18 protein-coding genes and 5 tRNA genes are annotated in these 14,387 nt (G+C 69.9%); 16 read left to right on the plus strand and 7 right to left on the minus strand.

Annotated elements, in window-relative coordinates; genetic code table 11:
* The first annotated feature begins 8 nt into the window (after positions 1-8).
* From DEJ49_RS26385 to DEJ49_RS26410, 6 genes are all read left to right on the plus strand, one after another.
* Positions 9-737: an HAD family hydrolase gene (locus DEJ49_RS26385; RefSeq protein WP_150186418.1), complete on the plus strand. Its 729-nt coding sequence runs from the start codon at positions 9-11 to the stop codon at positions 735-737.
* An 87-nt stretch (positions 738-824) separates the two neighbouring features.
* A tRNA-Gln gene (locus DEJ49_RS26390) sits at positions 825-896 on the plus strand.
* A gap of 41 nt (positions 897-937) precedes the next feature.
* Positions 938-1,010, plus strand: a tRNA-Glu gene (locus tag DEJ49_RS26395).
* A gap of 62 nt (positions 1,011-1,072) precedes the next feature.
* A tRNA-Glu gene (locus DEJ49_RS26400) sits at positions 1,073-1,145 on the plus strand.
* 31 nt (positions 1,146-1,176) lie between these two features.
* Positions 1,177-1,248: transfer RNA gene (locus tag DEJ49_RS26405), tRNA-Gln, on the plus strand.
* Between the two features lie 28 nt (positions 1,249-1,276).
* Positions 1,277-1,349, plus strand: a tRNA-Glu gene (locus DEJ49_RS26410).
* 42 nt (positions 1,350-1,391) lie between these two features.
* On the opposite strand, the gene DEJ49_RS26415 is transcribed toward DEJ49_RS26410, so the two are convergent.
* Entirely contained in the window at positions 1,392-2,048 is a 657-nt protein-coding gene (locus tag DEJ49_RS26415) for a MerR family transcriptional regulator (RefSeq protein WP_190329451.1), read from the minus strand.
* Positions 2,049-2,155: 107 nt separating this feature from the next.
* On the opposite strand from DEJ49_RS26415, the gene DEJ49_RS26420 reads away from it, so the two are divergent.
* The gene (locus DEJ49_RS26420; RefSeq protein ID WP_190329452.1) at positions 2,156-2,641 is read left to right on the plus strand and encodes a DUF4188 domain-containing protein; all 486 of its coding nucleotides are present in this window, start codon (positions 2,156-2,158) and stop codon (positions 2,639-2,641) included.
* Positions 2,642-2,757: 116 nt separating this feature from the next.
* Here the strand turns inward: DEJ49_RS26420 and ndgR are convergent, their stop codons facing one another.
* On the minus strand, positions 2,758-3,477 hold the full coding sequence (ndgR, locus tag DEJ49_RS26425; RefSeq protein ID WP_055564460.1) for an IclR family transcriptional regulator NdgR: 720 nt from the start codon (positions 3,475-3,477) through the stop codon (positions 2,758-2,760).
* A gap of 180 nt (positions 3,478-3,657) precedes the next feature.
* Between ndgR and leuC the strand changes: the two genes are divergently transcribed.
* From leuC to DEJ49_RS26445, 4 genes are all read left to right on the plus strand, one after another.
* Positions 3,658-5,085: a 3-isopropylmalate dehydratase large subunit gene (gene leuC / locus DEJ49_RS26430; protein WP_150186420.1), complete on the plus strand. Its 1,428-nt coding sequence runs from the start codon at positions 3,658-3,660 to the stop codon at positions 5,083-5,085.
* 2 nt (positions 5,086-5,087) lie between these two features.
* Entirely contained in the window at positions 5,088-5,681 is a 594-nt protein-coding gene (gene leuD / locus DEJ49_RS26435) for a 3-isopropylmalate dehydratase small subunit (RefSeq protein WP_150186421.1), read from the plus strand.
* 247 nt (positions 5,682-5,928) lie between these two features.
* A complete protein-coding gene (locus DEJ49_RS26440; protein ID WP_055564463.1) occupies positions 5,929-6,165 on the plus strand; it encodes a hypothetical protein in 237 nt (78 codons plus the stop codon).
* Positions 6,166-6,326: 161 nt separating this feature from the next.
* A complete protein-coding gene (locus DEJ49_RS26445; protein ID WP_150186422.1) occupies positions 6,327-7,028 on the plus strand; it encodes an HU family DNA-binding protein in 702 nt (233 codons plus the stop codon).
* Positions 7,029-7,124: 96 nt separating this feature from the next.
* Here the strand turns inward: DEJ49_RS26445 and DEJ49_RS36510 are convergent, their stop codons facing one another.
* Complete coding sequence (locus tag DEJ49_RS36510) at positions 7,125-7,328, minus strand: hypothetical protein (protein WP_030787468.1); 204 nt, start codon at positions 7,326-7,328, stop codon at positions 7,125-7,127.
* 14 nt (positions 7,329-7,342) lie between these two features.
* Positions 7,343-7,978 carry a 2-phospho-L-lactate guanylyltransferase gene (gene cofC, locus DEJ49_RS26450; RefSeq protein WP_223833006.1) on the minus strand — a complete coding sequence of 212 codons (636 nt, stop codon included), beginning with the start codon at positions 7,976-7,978 and terminating at the stop codon, positions 7,343-7,345.
* Positions 7,979-8,133: 155 nt separating this feature from the next.
* On the opposite strand from cofC, the gene DEJ49_RS26455 reads away from it, so the two are divergent.
* The 3 genes from DEJ49_RS26455 to DEJ49_RS26465 all read left to right on the plus strand — a co-directional run bounded on the left by DEJ49_RS26455 (position 8,134) and on the right by DEJ49_RS26465 (position 11,141).
* Positions 8,134-8,913: a lysophospholipid acyltransferase family protein gene (locus DEJ49_RS26455; protein WP_150186423.1), complete on the plus strand. Its 780-nt coding sequence runs from the start codon at positions 8,134-8,136 to the stop codon at positions 8,911-8,913.
* Between the two features lie 74 nt (positions 8,914-8,987).
* Positions 8,988-9,938, plus strand: coding sequence for an NAD(P)H-dependent glycerol-3-phosphate dehydrogenase (locus tag DEJ49_RS26460; protein ID WP_411757252.1), 951 nt, complete (start codon positions 8,988-8,990; stop codon positions 9,936-9,938).
* 45 nt (positions 9,939-9,983) lie between these two features.
* Positions 9,984-11,141: a D-alanine--D-alanine ligase family protein gene (locus DEJ49_RS26465; protein ID WP_150186424.1), complete on the plus strand. Its 1,158-nt coding sequence runs from the start codon at positions 9,984-9,986 to the stop codon at positions 11,139-11,141.
* A gap of 27 nt (positions 11,142-11,168) precedes the next feature.
* Here DEJ49_RS26465 and DEJ49_RS26470 read toward each other — a convergent pair whose 3' ends face one another.
* Both DEJ49_RS26470 and DEJ49_RS26475 read right to left on the minus strand, forming a co-directional pair.
* Positions 11,169-11,636: a DUF3515 domain-containing protein gene (locus tag DEJ49_RS26470; RefSeq protein ID WP_150188490.1), complete on the minus strand. Its 468-nt coding sequence runs from the start codon at positions 11,634-11,636 to the stop codon at positions 11,169-11,171.
* A 59-nt stretch (positions 11,637-11,695) separates the two neighbouring features.
* Positions 11,696-11,929, minus strand: a complete 234-nt coding sequence (locus DEJ49_RS26475) for an Lrp/AsnC family transcriptional regulator (RefSeq protein WP_016642988.1) — start codon at positions 11,927-11,929, stop codon at positions 11,696-11,698.
* A gap of 212 nt (positions 11,930-12,141) precedes the next feature.
* Here DEJ49_RS26475 and DEJ49_RS26480 point away from each other — a divergent pair, with 212 nt between their 5' ends.
* Both DEJ49_RS26480 and thiD read left to right on the plus strand, forming a co-directional pair.
* Positions 12,142-13,110 (plus strand): thiamine-phosphate kinase, encoded by a 969-nt coding sequence (locus DEJ49_RS26480; protein ID WP_150186425.1) that lies wholly within the window; start codon positions 12,142-12,144, stop codon positions 13,108-13,110.
* Positions 13,107-13,916: a bifunctional hydroxymethylpyrimidine kinase/phosphomethylpyrimidine kinase gene (gene thiD, locus DEJ49_RS26485; protein ID WP_150186426.1), complete on the plus strand. Its 810-nt coding sequence runs from the start codon at positions 13,107-13,109 to the stop codon at positions 13,914-13,916. The genes DEJ49_RS26480 and thiD overlap by 4 nt, the downstream gene beginning before the upstream one ends.
* A gap of 79 nt (positions 13,917-13,995) precedes the next feature.
* On the opposite strand, the gene rpmB is transcribed toward thiD, so the two are convergent.
* Positions 13,996-14,181 (minus strand): 50S ribosomal protein L28, encoded by a 186-nt coding sequence (gene rpmB / locus DEJ49_RS26490; protein WP_150186427.1) that lies wholly within the window; start codon positions 14,179-14,181, stop codon positions 13,996-13,998.
* Positions 14,182-14,387: the final 206 nt, after the last annotated feature.

Consider the following 14,387-nt stretch of genomic DNA (forward strand, 5'->3'; position numbering starts at 1 on the left):
TCGTAGACATGCCGATCAAAGCCGTGGTCTGGGACATCGACGACACGATCTTCGACTACGCGCGTGCCGACAGCACCGGTATGCACGCGCACCTCACGGCCGAGGGGCTCCTGGAGCGGTACGAGTCGGCGGAGCGGGCGCTCGACCGGTGGCGGGAGCTCACCGAGCGCCACTGGGCCCGCTTCGGCGCCGGGGGAGTGACCTTCCAGGAGCAGCGCCGCGACCGCGTGCGGGACTTCATGGATGCCCCGGACCTCTCCGACGAGGCCGCCGACGCCTGGTTCGAGCGTTACGTCGGTCACTACGAATCGGCCTGGTCCCTCTTCCCCGACACCCTCCCCACCCTGGACGCGCTCGCCGGCGAGTACCGCCACGCGGTGCTCTCCAACTCCGCGCTGGTCGTCCAGGACCGCAAGCTGACCGTCCTCGGCGTACGCGACCGCTTCGAGGCCGTGCTGTGCGCCGCCGACCTGGGCGTCTCCAAGCCCGCCCCCGAGGCGTTCCGCGCCGTCTGCGCCCACCTCGGCCTCCCGCCCGCCGAGATCGCCTACGTCGGCGACCAGCCGGAGATCGACGCCAGGGGCGCGAGGGACGCGGGCCTGCTCGGGATCTGGCTCGACCGCAACGGCTCGGCGGGGGACGGACCATCGGGCGTGCACCGCATCAGGGAGCTCTCCGAGCTGCCCGCGCTGCTGCGGGCGGATACCCGTTTTGGAGCGCCGTCCACCTTCGGGTAATGTTCTTCCTGCGCCGCCCGAGAGGGCCGAAAGGTCCGGCCGGGAAGCGCAAGTCAAACAAAACCCCATCAAGGGGTGGCGCTTTGATGGCCTATGGTGTAATTGGCAGCACGACGGTTTCTGGTTCCGTTAGTCTAGGTTCGAGTCCTGGTAGGCCAGCTCGCAGAGCTCATCTGCAAAATGTGGATCTCATCCACAATGCCCCCGTTGTGTAGCGGCCTAGCACGCCGCCCTCTCAAGGCGGTAGCGCCGGTTCGAATCCGGTCGGGGGTACAGATCCTTCCCGCGGGGACAGATCGGGTCGCACCCACTGTCACTGATGCAGGATCGCTAGGGCCCCCGTTGTGTAGCGGCCTAGCACGCCGCCCTCTCAAGGCGGTAGCGCCGGTTCGAATCCGGTCGGGGGTACTGTAGGTACTAGACATGGTCTAGACCACATTGGGCTATGGTGTAATTGGCAGCACGACGGTTTCTGGTTCCGTTAGTTTAGGTTCGAGTCCTGGTAGCCCAGCTGGATCGTGTGGCGACACAAGATCCTCGCCCCCGTTGTGTAGCGGCCTAGCACGCCGCCCTCTCAAGGCGGTAGCGCCGGTTCGAATCCGGTCGGGGGTACAAGAACGACAGAGGGCCTTCCCGCGAGGGAGGGCCCTTTCGTCATTCCTGCGGCGCGTCCTGCCCGTAGCGACGGCGGGACTCCTCGGCCTGCGCCATGCGACGCAGACTCAGCAGGACCGGCTCGTAGAGCACCGTCAGCGCGACCGCCGCCTCCAACTGCTCGTCCGGCGACTCGTACCGCTCGATCAAGTCCAGATCCGCGACGGCCAGTTGCCGCCCCGAGCGCGCGTACGGCGCCAAGTCCGCCACGCCGCACGGGTATCCGAGCCGGGCCAGCGTCCCCACGGCCGTCACCAGCATCCGGTAGGCCGGCGACTCGGCTCCGTACCCCTGGGCGTTCCGCCAGCCGAGGCGTTCCAGGAGAGCGTCCACCGTGTCGCGCGCCACCTCCTCGGGCGGGTCGTCCGCGGTGGACTCCGGCCCGTGCGGCAGGGCCCATACCGCCGTGCCCAGACGGGAGTTGTGGTCAAGGGAGTCGTCCTCCAGCGCGGTGAGCACCTCGCGCGCCGACGCGATCGGCACCCGGCCCACCTGGACCAGCGCCCGCACGAGCCGGAGCCGCTGCAGATGGGCGTCGTCGTACTCGGCCTGCGTCGCCGTCACGCGACGGCCCGGCGGAAGCAGCCCCTCGCGCAGGTAGTACTTGATCGTGGCCGTGGGGACCCCGCTGCGCCGGCTCAGCTCCGCCAGTCTCATCGGTTCGTGCCTCCTCTTGCGCTCCTCTTTGGAGAGTGCCACTATCCAAGCATGGATAGCGGGACTATCCAACGTCGGCCGAGGCTTCGTAGCGAGGGGAAACCGTCATGAGCGGCAAGCCGATCGAAGGGCGGATGACCGCCGAGGCGGAGGGCGACGTCGTCGTCCTCCACATCGGGATGCGCATCAACGCCTTCCGTGCCGTCCGCAGCTGGTGGCCCGTCTTCACGGCGATGTCGCGCATGCTGAAGGAGCTGGCGCGGGACCCGGAGAGCGGAATGCTGGGGCACCGGCTGCTGCTCGGCGGGCCGCGCCTGGTGTACGTGGTCCAGTACTGGGAGTCGCAGGAGAAGCTCCTCGCGTATGCGACCGCGTCGGACAAGAAGCACCGGCCCGAGTGGGCGGCCTTCCACCGTCGTCTCAGAGAAGGCCGGGGCAAGGTCGGCCTCTGGCACGAGACGTTCGTGGTGCGGGCCGGGGCCCATGAGCAGGTGTACGTGAACATGCCGCCGTTCGGCCTGGGCGCGGCCACCGGTGTGATCCCGGTCGGACGGCGCGGGGAGCGGGCCGCCGACCGCCTGCGCGCGGCCTGACCGGCTCCGGTTGAGGGGGCGGGGGACACAGAAAAGCGCCGGAAGGGGCTGCCGCGGCGTTGAGGCAGCCCCTTCCGGCGCTGTGCGTGGATCGGCGCTCCCGGCGCCGGGCGTCGTCAGCCGCCCGAGCGGCGCAGGGCCTCCGAGAGGCGTCCGGCGGCGTCGATGACCGCCTGGGCGTGCATACGGCCGGGGTGGCGGGTCAGGCGCTCGATCGGTCCGGAGACCGAGACGGCGGCGACCACGCGGTTCGAGGGGCCGCGCACCGGCGCGGAGACCGACGCGACACCCGGCTCGCGCTCGCCGATCGACTGGGCCCAGCCCCGGCGGCGTACGCCCGAAAGGGCCGTGGCGGTGAAGCGGGCGCCCTGGAGGCCGCGGTGCAGACGCTCCGGCTCCTCCCACGCCATCAGGATCTGGGCCGACGAGCCCGCCTTCATCGTCAGCGTCGAGCCGACGGGGACGGTGTCCCTGAGGCCTGAGAGGCGCTCGGCCGCGGCCACGCAGATGCGCATGTCGCCCTGGCGGCGGTAGAGCTGCGCGCTCTCGCCCGTGACATCGCGCAGGTGGGTCAGGACCGGGCCCGCCGTGGCGAGCAGCCGGTCCTCGCCCGCCGCCGCCGCGAGCTCCGAGAGGCGGGGGCCGAGAATGAAACGGCCCTGCATGTCCCGGGCCACCATCCGGTGGTGTTCCAGTGCCACGGCCAGTCGGTGGGCCGTGGGTCGTGCGAGCCCGGTGGCCGCGACCAAGCCCGCGAGGGTGGCCGGACCGGACTCCAGAGCGCTCAAGACGAGGGCCGCCTTGTCGAGAACGCCGACGCCGCTAGAGTTGTCCATGCGTCGATACTCCCGTCTCACTCTGTGAAACGCAAGTTCAATTTTCTGCGAGACGCGCCACTCTGTACGAGCGATCCGCGGACCAACGGATCGGCGGCCGACGCGCGGCACGAGGGGTACGCGCGTCGGCGAACGGATTCTCTAGTTGGGCCGGCGAACAGGCCGGTCGGAGGGAAAGCGATGGGTAGGACACTCGCGGAGAAGGTCTGGGACGACCATGTCGTCCGGCGCGCCGAGGGCGAGCCCGACCTCCTCTTCATCGATCTGCACCTGCTGCACGAGGTGACCAGCCCCCAGGCCTTCGACGGCCTCCGTCAGGCCGGCCGGCCGGTGCGGCGGCTCGACCTCACCATCGCGACCGAGGATCACAACACCCCGACCCTCGACATCGACAAGCCGATCGCCGACCCGGTCTCGCGGGCGCAGCTGGAGACGCTGCGCAAGAACTGCGCCGAGTTCGGCGTACGCCTGCACCCGCTGGGCGACGTCGAGCAGGGCGTCGTCCACGTGGTGGGACCGCAGCTGGGACTGACGCAGCCCGGCACCACGGTGGTCTGCGGCGACTCGCACACCTCCACCCACGGCGCCTTCGGCGCGCTGGCGTTCGGCATCGGCACCTCCCAGGTCGAGCACGTCCTGGCCACCCAGACGCTGCCGATGGCCCGCCCCAAGACCATGGCCATCACCGTGGACGGCGAACTGCCCGAGGACGTCACGGCCAAGGACCTGATCCTCGCCATCATCGCGAAGATCGGCACCGGCGGCGGCCAGGGCTACGTCCTGGAGTACCGCGGCTCCGCCATCGAGAAGCTCTCGATGGAGGCGCGGATGACCATCTGCAACATGTCCATCGAGGCGGGCGCCCGCGCCGGGATGATCGCCCCCGACCAGACGACCTTCGACTACATCGAGGGTCGTGCCCACGCCCCGCAGGGCGAGGACTGGGACGCCGCCGTCGCGTACTGGAAGACCCTGAAGACCGACGACGACGCCGTCTTCGACGCCGAGGTCTACATCGACGCCGCCTCGCTGGCGCCGTTCGTCACCTGGGGCACCAACCCGGGCCAGGGAGCGCCGCTTTCGGCGAGCGTCCCCGACCCGGCTTCGTACGAAGACGCTTCGGAGCGCTACGCCGCCGAAAAGGCCCTGGAATACATGGGGTTGACCGCCGGGCAGCCGCTGCGCGACATCAAGGTCGACACCGTCTTCGTAGGCTCGTGCACCAATGGCCGTATCGAGGACCTGCGCGCTGCCGCCTCCATCGTCGAGGGCCGCAAAGTCGCCGACGGCGTACGGATGCTGGTCGTCCCCGGCTCCGTCCGGGTCGCCCTGCAGGCCGTGGAGGAGGGCCTGGACAAGGTCTTCACCGGCGCCGGCGCCGAATGGCGGCACGCGGGCTGCTCGATGTGTCTGGGCATGAACCCCGACCAACTGGCTCCCGGCGAGCGCTCGGCGTCCACGTCGAACCGTAACTTCGAGGGCAGGCAGGGCAAGGGCGGGCGCACCCACCTGGTGTCCCCGCAGGTCGCCGCGGCCACCGCCGTCACCGGCCACCTCGCCTCGCCCGCCGACCTGTCCGACGCCCCCGTGACCGCCGGAGTCCGATAACCATGGAAGCATTCACCAAGCACACCGGGCGGGCCGTTCCGCTGCGCCGCAGCAACGTCGACACCGACCAGATCATCCCTGCTCACTGGCTCAAGAAGGTCACCAGGGACGGCTTCGAGGACGGGCTCTTCGAGGCCTGGCGCAAGGACTCCGAGTTCGTCCTCAACCGCCCCGAGCGACAGGGCTCCACGGTCCTGGTCGCGGGACCCGACTTCGGTACGGGTTCCTCTCGTGAGCACGCCGTGTGGGCGCTGCAGAACTTCGGCTTCAAGGCCGTCATCAGCTCCCGCTTCGCCGACATCTTCCGGGGCAACTCGCTGAAGAACGGCCTGCTCACCGTGGTGCTCGACCAGAAGGTCGTCGACGCGCTCTGGGAGCTGACGGAGCGGGACCCGCAGGCCGAGGTCACCGTCGACCTGGAGGACCGCCAGGTCCGCGCGCAGGGCATCACCGCCGACTTCGAACTCGACGAGAACGCCCGCTGGCGCCTGCTCAACGGCCTGGACGACATCAGCATCACCCTGCAGAACGAGCCGGACATCGCCGCGTACGAGTCCGGGCGTCCCTCGTACAAGCCGCGGACCGTGCAGGTCTGACACCCCGCAACACCCCGCAACACCCCGACGTACCCCCAATCGTGAACGGTTGGGGGTACGTCTGTGTGCGGCACTTCTGGGTACCGGCTGACCTGAACGGGTGGTCTCAACTCCCGTGCCCGTGAAGGAAGAAGAGGCTGGAAATCCCCTTGTACTCGGCACGACGGGGTACCCTCAGGAAGGCGGCGGACGGCGGCAGTTACCCCCTGCGGAGGCGACAACTCGCCCCAGATGGCACAATCGGTGCATGGGACGTGACAGCCAACTCGAGCTCTACGGGCTCGTCGCGGACCAACTGAAGGAAGCGCACTCACGAGTGCGCGCACTGCAAGTCCCGGAGGGCGTACGGATGGCGCTGACCCGGAAGCTGCTGGTCATTACGGCCGCGGCCAAACACGATCTCGCCGATGCGGCAAGGCGTCTGGAGCGATTGATGGCGTCCCTCGACGAAGCAGACGAGGGCCGATTCCCCCAAGACGGCTGAGCCGCAGCCTCAACGGGCCTTCGAGGAACTCCGAGATGGGCCACTTCGTTGCGGCACAAGGGTGATTAGCCCGTTTCGTGTTTGATTTGCGGTATATATCTGCCTAACGTGCGAAAAAGCCGGAGTATTTCGCTCCCGGCAATGTCTCCGAAGGGGAAGACGTGAACAAGGCGCAGCTCGTAGAAGCGATTGCCGACAAGGTAGGCGGCCGTCAGAACGCCGCCGACGCCGTCGACGCGGTCCTGGACGCCGTCGTCCGTGCCGTGGTCAGCGGGGACCGGGTTTCGGTCACCGGCTTCGGCTCGTTCGAGAAGGTCGACCGCCCGGCCCGTTACGCCCGCAACCCGCAGACCGGGGAGCGCGTGCGGGTCAAGAAGACCTCCGTTCCGCGCTTCCGTGCCGGACAGGGCTTCAAGGACCTGGTGAGCGGCTCCAAGAAGCTCCCCAAGAACGATGTCGCGGTGAAGAAGGCCCCCAAGGGCAGCCTGTCCGGCGGCGCTTCGGCGACGGTCAAGAAGGCCGCGGCCAAGAAGGCCACCGCCAAGAAGGCCACGCCCACGAAGGCCACCGCCAAGAAGACCACGGCGAAGAAGACCACCGCCAAGAAGACCACGGCGACGGCGACGAAGGCGGCCGCGAAGAAGGCCACCGCCAAGAAGACCGCCACGAAGGCCACGGCCAAGAAGGCGACCCCGGCGGCGAAGAAGACCACCACCACCGCCAAGAAGGCCACCCCGGCGGCGAAGAAGGCCACGGCCAAGAAGACCGCTCCGGCGAAGAAGGCCACCGCCAAGAAGGCGCCCGCCAAGAAGTCCACGGCGCGCAAGACGACCGCCAAGAAGACCACGGCCCGCAAGAAGTAGGGGCACGAGGGCACTCACGCGCCGGGCCGGACTCCCACGGGGGAGCCCGGCCCGCGTCGTGTGCCCGGAGTTCTCGGAAGGCCTACAGGGGCGGGATCAGAACGTCTGCAGGGTCACCAGGGTGATGCGGCGCGCCTCGCCCTCGCCGTCGACCTCGATGCGCACCCGCTGCCCCGGCCGCAGCAGCCGCAGGCCGCCCGCGTCGAAAGCGGGGGCCTCGAAGGGCACCGGAGTCCCGTCGTCGAGCAGCACACTGCCGCTGCGGGTCTCGGAGTCGTACGTATACGCGGTCGCCTGCATGGAAGGCAGCGTACTCAGTCGGAGATGAGCAGGCCCGCCGCGGTATCGGCGGTTCGGGGCCCCACACCGAGCACGAGAGCGGCGCGCAGGTCCTCTCCGGTGTCCACGTCCCGGCGTACGGAATCGACGCCGTCGAGCGAGAGTTCCGCGGCCCCCGACGCGGCGTGCCGTGACCGGGATGCCGTACCGAATGCGGGACGCAATTCCGAACCGGCTCCCGCGCACAGCAACGTCGTACCGATTCCTTCGGCATCAGGAAGGAATGCGCGGGGAAATGGGACGGCGCCGTCGAGGGCTCGCGCCAATTCCGCGGGGCGCAACGCCGGCAGATCGGCGTTCAGGGCCGCCACGGGCGCTTTCGGCCGTTCGGCGCGCACGAAGGCCGCTCCGTGCGCCAGAGCGGCGTTCAGGCCCTCTCCCGGCTCGTCCGGCACGATCCGGGCGCCCAGCGCCGCCAGCTCACGACCCGCCAGGGCGTCGTCCGTGACGACCACCACATCCCGTACCGCGCGGCAGGCCACCGCGGCGGCCACGGTGTCCTGCGCGAACGCCAGGGCCAGACCGGGCCGCAGGCCGTCCCCGGAGGCCGCGGCGAGCCTGCTCTTGGCGCGCGCCAGCGGTTTCAGGGGAATCACCAGGGTCCACTGCACGAGAGCTCCGTCCTTCGCCTCGCGCCCATTGTGACCTGCTGGAGGGCCGGTGCACGGGGTGGCCGGGAAGGGGTGGGCGTACGGTGTTCTCGACAGACAGGCAGCCTGGGGCGACACTTGTGCGGCCGACCAGGTTCATGGAGGAAGGTGTCCGAGTGTCCCGCCGCAGAATCGGCTTCTGGTACCGCCTGGCGGCGGTCATTGCTAAACCGCCGCTCTTGGTTCTGTTCAAGCGGGACTGGCGTGGAATGGAACACATTCCGGCCGACGGAGGATTCATCACGGCGGTGAATCACAACTCGCATATCGACCCGTTCTCCTACGCGCACTACCAGTACAACACCGGACGAGTGCCGCGTTTCCTGGCTAAGGACGGCCTTTTCAAGGGCGGCTTCGTCGCCAAGGTCATGAAGGGCACGGGCCAGATCCCGGTCTACCGCGAGACCACGAACGCGCTCGACGCCTTCCGTGCCGCCGTCGACGCCATCGACCGGGGCGAGTGCGTCGCCTTCTACCCCGAGGGCACCCTCACCAGGGACCCCGACATGTGGCCGATGACGGCCAAGTCCGGTGCCGCGCGGGTCGCCCTGAAGACCAAGTGCCCGGTGATCCCCGTCGCCCAGTGGGGCGCCAACCTCGCCCTGCCGCCGTACAGCAAGAAGCCCGCCTTCTTCCCGCGCAAGACCCTTCAGGTGAAGGCGGGACCGCCGGTCGACCTGTCGCGCTTCTACGACAAGGAGCCGACGCCCGACGTGCTGCGCGAGGTGACCGAGACCATCATGGCCGCGATCACCGAACTCCTGGAGGAGGTCCGGGGCGAGAAGGCCCCCGATACGCCGTACGACCCGCGCAGGGCACGGCTGGAACAACGACGCAAGGCGGACCGCGGAACCACGCGTGGCTCCACGGACAGCTCCTCGGAGGACAGCAAGTGACGAACCCCGTGAACCCGGCGCGCCCCGTGAAGGCCGCCGTCTTCGGAACGGGCTCCTGGGGTACGGCCTTCGGCATGGTGCTCGCCGACGCGGGCTGCGACGTCACCCTGTGGGGCCGCCGCGCCGAACTCGCCGACGCCGTCAACTCCACGCGGACGAACCCGGACTACCTTCCCGGCGTGCGGCTCCCCGAGAACCTCCGGGCGACCTCCGACCCCGCCGAGGCCGCCGCCGACGCCGACTTCACCGTCCTCGCGGTGCCCTCGCAGACGCTGCGCGGCAACCTCGCGGAGTGGGCGCCGCTGCTGGCCCCCGAGACCGTCCTCGTCTCCCTCATGAAGGGCGTCGAACTCGGCTCCGCCATGCGGATGAGCGAGGTGATCGAGGACGTCACGAAGGTCGCATCGGACCGCGTCGCCGTCGTCACGGGGCCCAACCTCGCCCGCGAGATCGCCGCACGGCAGCCCGCCGCCGCCGTCGTCGCCTGCCGGGACGAAGCCGTCGCCCAGCGCCTCCAGACGGCCTGCCACACGCCGTACTTCCGCCCGTACACGAACACCGACGTCGTCGGCTGCGAACTCGGCGGCGCCGTGAAGAACGTCATCGGCCTCGCCGTCGGCATCGCCGACGGCATGGGCCTCGGGGACAACGCCAAGGGATCGCTGATCACGCGCGGCCTCGCCGAGACCACCCGGCTCGGCCTCGCCATGGGCGCCGAGCCGCTGACGTTCTCCGGACTCGCGGGCCTGGGCGACCTGGTGGCCACCTGCTCCTCGCCGCTGTCGCGCAACCACACCTTCGGCACCAACCTCGGCAAGGGCATGACCCTGGAGGAGACCATCGCGGTCACCAAGCAGACCGCCGAGGGCGTCAAGTCCTGCGAATCCGTGCTCGATCTGGCCCGCAGGCACGGCGTCGACATGCCGATCACGGAGACGGTCGTGGGCATCGTGCACGAGGGCACACCCCCGATGGTCGCCCTCAAGGACCTCATGTCGCGCAGCGCCAAGCCCGAGCGCCGCTGAGGCACGCCTGACTACTCAGGGACCAACGGGTACTCTCAACGCGATATGAGCAGCGAGAACCTCCCCCAGAGCCCTGAGCAGCCGCCCCGCAAGCCGCGTGTGGCCGTCGTGTTCGGCGGCCGCAGCTCGGAGCACGGCATCTCCGTCGTCACGGCCGGTGCCGTGCTGCGCGCCATCGACCGCACCAAGTACGACGTCCTGCCGATCGGCATCACCACGGACGGCCGGTGGGCGCTCACCGCCGACGAGCCCGAGCGGATGGCCATCGCCGACCGCACGATGCCGAACGTCTCCGACCTCGCCGACTCCGTGGAGGGCGGCGTCGTCCTGCCCCTGGACCCCGGCAACCGCGAGGTCGTCTACAGCGAGCCCGGCTCCGTGCCCAAGGCCCTCGGCGAGGTCGACGTCGTCTTCCCGATGCTGCACGGTCCCTATGGAGAGGACGGCACCCTCCAGGGCCTGCTCGAACTCTCCGGAGTGCCCTACGTCGGCTCCGGGGTCCTCGCCTCGGCCGTCGGCCAGGACAAGGACTACATGAAGCGGGTGTTCTCCTCCTTCGGGCTGAACGTCGGCCCGTACCTGGTGATCCGCCCCCGCGAGTGGCAGCAGGACGAGGAAGGCGCCCGCCGGCGCATCGCGGACTTCGTGGGCGAACACGGCTGGCCGCTGTTCATCAAGCCCGCGCGCGCGGGCTCCTCCATCGGCATCACGAAGGTCGACTCCTTCGACGGCCTCGACGAGGCCATCGCCGAGGCCCAGCACCACGACCCGAAGATCCTGATCGAGGCGCTGCTGCGCGGCCGCGAGATCGAGTGCGGCGTCCTGGAGTTCGAGGACGGGCCGCGCGCGAGCGTCCCGGCCGAGATCCCGCCCGTGCAGGCGCACGACTACTACGACTTCGACGCGAAGTACATCGACTCGGCGCCCGGCATCGTGCCCGCCCCGCTGACGCCCGAGGAGACCGCGGAGATCCAGCGGCTCGCCGTCGAGGCGTTCGAGGCGGCGTCCTGCGAGGGCCTGGTGCGCGCGGACTTCTTCCTCACCGAGGACGGCCGCTTCGTGATCAACGAGATCAACACGATGCCCGGCTTCACGCCCATCTCGATGTACCCGCAGATGTGGGAGAAGAGCGGCGTCAGCTACCCCGAGCTGGTGGACCGCCTCATCCAGGCGGCCCTGAACCGCTCCACGGGCCTGCGCTGACGCGCGCCCCGCACGCCGCCGCCCCCGTCAGGACGACGCGCCGATCCCCTTCGGGATCGTCTTCTTGATGGGGTCGGCGAAGTCCGTGAGCGGGCCCAGGCCGTCCGCCGTCCGCTCCTCGGGCAGCGTCACCTCCACGTACGCGAGGCGCGCACCGGTCGTGAAGGTGTACGACCCGTCGTCCCGCTTCTCCAGGAGCCAGGCCACGCCGTTCACCTTCACGCCGTTCTTCGGTGCGTAGGAGAGGTCGATCATCTTGGGGGGCCGCGGCACACCGCAGCGCAGTATGATCGCCGGGTCTCCCCACCCCGCGGTCAGCTCGGACTTCGGCCCGGGGTCGGTGCGCCCCAGCCCGTCGACCTTTTCCGGCAGCTGTCCGTGCAGGTCCCGGCAGAGACTCGCGGCCTTCGCGTCCGGGGACGGAACCACCACTGACGCCTCGTCGTCCGTACCTGAACAGGCAGCTGTCGTGATCGACAGGGCGAGGGCGGACATTCCTGTGAGGCAGCGGCGCCGGAGGTGGGGGATGTTCACCGGGCCAGGGTAGACGGGGGCTACAAGTGCACGACCGGGCAGGTCAGAGTTCTTGTGATGCCGTCCACCTGCTGGACCTTGGCGACCACCATGCGGCCGAGTTCGTCCACCGTGTCCGCCTGGGCGCGCACGATGACATCGTAGGGTCCGGTCACGTCCTCGGCCTGGATCACTCCCGGGATCTTGCCGATCAGCTCGGCGACGGTCGACGCCTTGCCGACCTCTGTTTGGATCAGGATGTACGCCTGTACCACGGAACCTCCAGGGCGGCCACGAGGATCATGTGGGGGGAGAAAGGGACGCCACGGTACCGCGTCGCCGCTCGCCGCGGGGAGACCCGGGTGACCTGTGGCGCGCACATCGCGGTGGACGGACAGCAGAAGTTGACGGTCACGTCGACCGTACCGACGACAGAGACGGCTCGCGACCGGGGGCCGGGCAGCTTGAAAGGGCATGGTGAGACTCGGTGAAGGGATCCGTGGGCGAGTTGGGGGAGTTCGGGCTCATCAGAGAGCTCACTTCACGGCTCACCTCCACGCCGGCCGTACGGCTCGGCCCCGGTGACGACGCGGCGGTCGTGACCGCCCCGGACCGCAGGGTCGTGGCGAGCACCGACATCCTCCTCGAAGGGCGGCACTTCCGCCGCGACTGGTCGACCGCGTACGACGTGGGCCGCAAGGCGGCCGCGCAGAACCTCGCCGACATCGCGGCCATGGGCGCCGTGCCGACCGCGCTGCTGCTCGGCCTGGTCGTGCCCGCCGAACTCCCGGCGAGCTGGCCCACCGAGCTGATGGACGGCCTCAGGGACGAGTGCCAGGTGGCGGGCGCGGCCGTCGTCGGCGGCGACGTGGTGCGCGGCGACACGATCACCGTCGCCATCACCGCTCTCGGCGATCTGCGCAACCACGACCCCGTCACGCGCGCGGGCGCCCAGCCCGGCGACGTCGTCGCCGTCACGGGCTGGCTCGGCTGGTCCGCGGCCGGGCACGCGGTGCTCTCCCGCGGCTTCCGCTCCCCGCGCGCCTTCGTGGAGGCCCACCGCAGGCCGGAACCGCCGTACCACGCGGGCCCCGCGGCCGCCGGTCTCGGCGCGACCTCCATGACGGACGTCAGCGACGGCCTCATCGCCGACCTCGGGCACATCGCCGACGCCAGCAAGGTGCGGATCGACATCCGCTCAGGAGACGTCGACGTGCCCTCCCAGATGAACGACATCGGCCAGGCCGTCGGTGTCGACCCGCTCCAGTGGGTGCTCAACGGCGGCGAGGACCACGCCATCGTGGCGACGTTCCCTCCGGACGTGAAACTGCCCGCCCGCTGGAAGGTCATCGGCGAGGTCCTCAACCCCTCCGCGCTGCCCCAGGTGACCGTGGACGGCGCCCCGTGGACCAGTAAGGGCTGGGACCACTTCGGGGACAACGGGGACGCCGAGTGACCGCCCCGCCGCGTGTCCTGACCGTCGCCGGATCCGACTCCGGCGGCGGCGCGGGCATCCAGGCCGACCTCAAGACGATGCTCGCCCTCGGCACGCACGGCATGAGCGTCGTCACGGCTGTCACCGCGCAGAACTCCCTGGGCGTGCAGGGCTTCTGGGAGCTTCCGGTGGAGGCGGTGCGGGCCCAGTACCGCAGCGTCGTCGACGACATCGGCGTACAGGCAGTGAAGACCGGCATGCTCGCCTCGGCGGCGCTGGTCGAGACGGTCGCCGAGCTCATAGCGGGCACGGACGCACCGTCCGTCGTCGACCCGGTCGGCGTCTCCAAGCACGGCGACTCACTGCTCGCCGCGTCCGCGCTGGACTCGGTCCGCACGAAACTGCTGCCCGCCGCCACGGTCGCGACCCCCAACCTCGACGAGGTCGCACAGCTCACCGGCATCGAGGTGGACTCCGAGGACGGCCTGCGGCGCGCGGCGGACGCAGTCCTCGCGTACGGGCCGCGGTGGGTCCTCATCAAGGGCGGCCACCTCCGCGGCGACGCCGTGGACCTGCTCACCGACGGCTCGGAGGAGCACGTCCTGCGCGCCCCCCGGCACGACAACCGCCACACGCACGGCACGGGCTGCACCCTGGCCAGCGCGATCGCGTCGCAGCTGGCGAAGGGGCAGAGCGTGCCGGAGGCCGTGACGGCGGCCAAGGAGTACGTCACCGGGGCGATCGCCGAGGGGTTCGCGCTCGGCGGCGGGATCGGCCCGGTGGACCACGGCTGGCGGTTCCGGGCGGGCCCGCGCGACGGCCGATAGGTCACGGACAGACGAAAGAGCCGGTCCCCCCGAAGGGGAACCGGCTCTTTCGGCAACCAGCTAGGTGGCCGCGCTGGCGTCAGCGCGAGACCTTGCCGGCCTTGATGCACGAGGTGCAGGCGTTGAGGCGCTTCGGCGTCCCGCTCACCATGGCACGCACACGCTGGATGTTCGGGTTCCAGCGACGAGGCGTACGGCGGTGCGAGTGCGAGATGTTGTTGCCGAAGCCCGGCCCCTTGCCACAGACGTCGCAGTTGGCAGCCACGGGTCACTCCAAAGACTTCAGATGCACTTACGGTTAAACCCGGCATGCCGGGATCAGTGCAATGATCGAAGTGGCGTTGCCAGGAGGAATGGCCCGATGCGTATCGGGCAACCGAAGCAGCATACAACGACTGCTTCGGTACAACGAAACTACCACGGACGGCCCGGCCCCCGCCCCGGGCCCTCCGTTCACGCTGGGTCTACGCT

This window comes from Streptomyces venezuelae (assembly GCF_008642335.1).
GTDB classification, from domain to species: domain Bacteria; phylum Actinomycetota; class Actinomycetes; order Streptomycetales; family Streptomycetaceae; genus Streptomyces; species Streptomyces venezuelae_F.

Excerpts from the sequence above, each read along its gene's own strand:
- DEJ49_RS26440 (WP_055564463.1), top strand. The coding sequence starts at position 5,929 with ATGGGACGTGACAGCCAACTCGAGCTCTACGGGCTCGTCGCGGACCAA.
- DEJ49_RS26415 (WP_190329451.1), bottom strand. The coding sequence starts at position 2,048 with ATGAGACTGGCGGAGCTGAGCCGGCGCAGCGGGGTCCCCACGGCCACG.
- leuC (WP_150186420.1), top strand. The coding sequence starts at position 3,658 with ATGGGTAGGACACTCGCGGAGAAGGTCTGGGACGACCATGTCGTCCGG.
- DEJ49_RS26460 (WP_411757252.1), top strand. The coding sequence starts at position 8,988 with ATGGTGCTCGCCGACGCGGGCTGCGACGTCACCCTGTGGGGCCGCCGC.
- DEJ49_RS26465 (WP_150186424.1), top strand. The coding sequence starts at position 9,984 with ATGAGCAGCGAGAACCTCCCCCAGAGCCCTGAGCAGCCGCCCCGCAAG.
- DEJ49_RS26385 (WP_150186418.1), top strand. The coding sequence starts at position 9 with ATGCCGATCAAAGCCGTGGTCTGGGACATCGACGACACGATCTTCGAC.
- DEJ49_RS26420 (WP_190329452.1), top strand. The coding sequence starts at position 2,156 with ATGAGCGGCAAGCCGATCGAAGGGCGGATGACCGCCGAGGCGGAGGGC.
- leuD (WP_150186421.1), top strand. The coding sequence starts at position 5,088 with ATGGAAGCATTCACCAAGCACACCGGGCGGGCCGTTCCGCTGCGCCGC.
- DEJ49_RS36510 (WP_030787468.1), bottom strand. The coding sequence starts at position 7,328 with ATGCAGGCGACCGCGTATACGTACGACTCCGAGACCCGCAGCGGCAGT.
- DEJ49_RS26470 (WP_150188490.1), bottom strand. The coding sequence starts at position 11,636 with ATGTCCGCCCTCGCCCTGTCGATCACGACAGCTGCCTGTTCAGGTACG.
- ndgR (WP_055564460.1), bottom strand. The coding sequence starts at position 3,477 with ATGGACAACTCTAGCGGCGTCGGCGTTCTCGACAAGGCGGCCCTCGTC.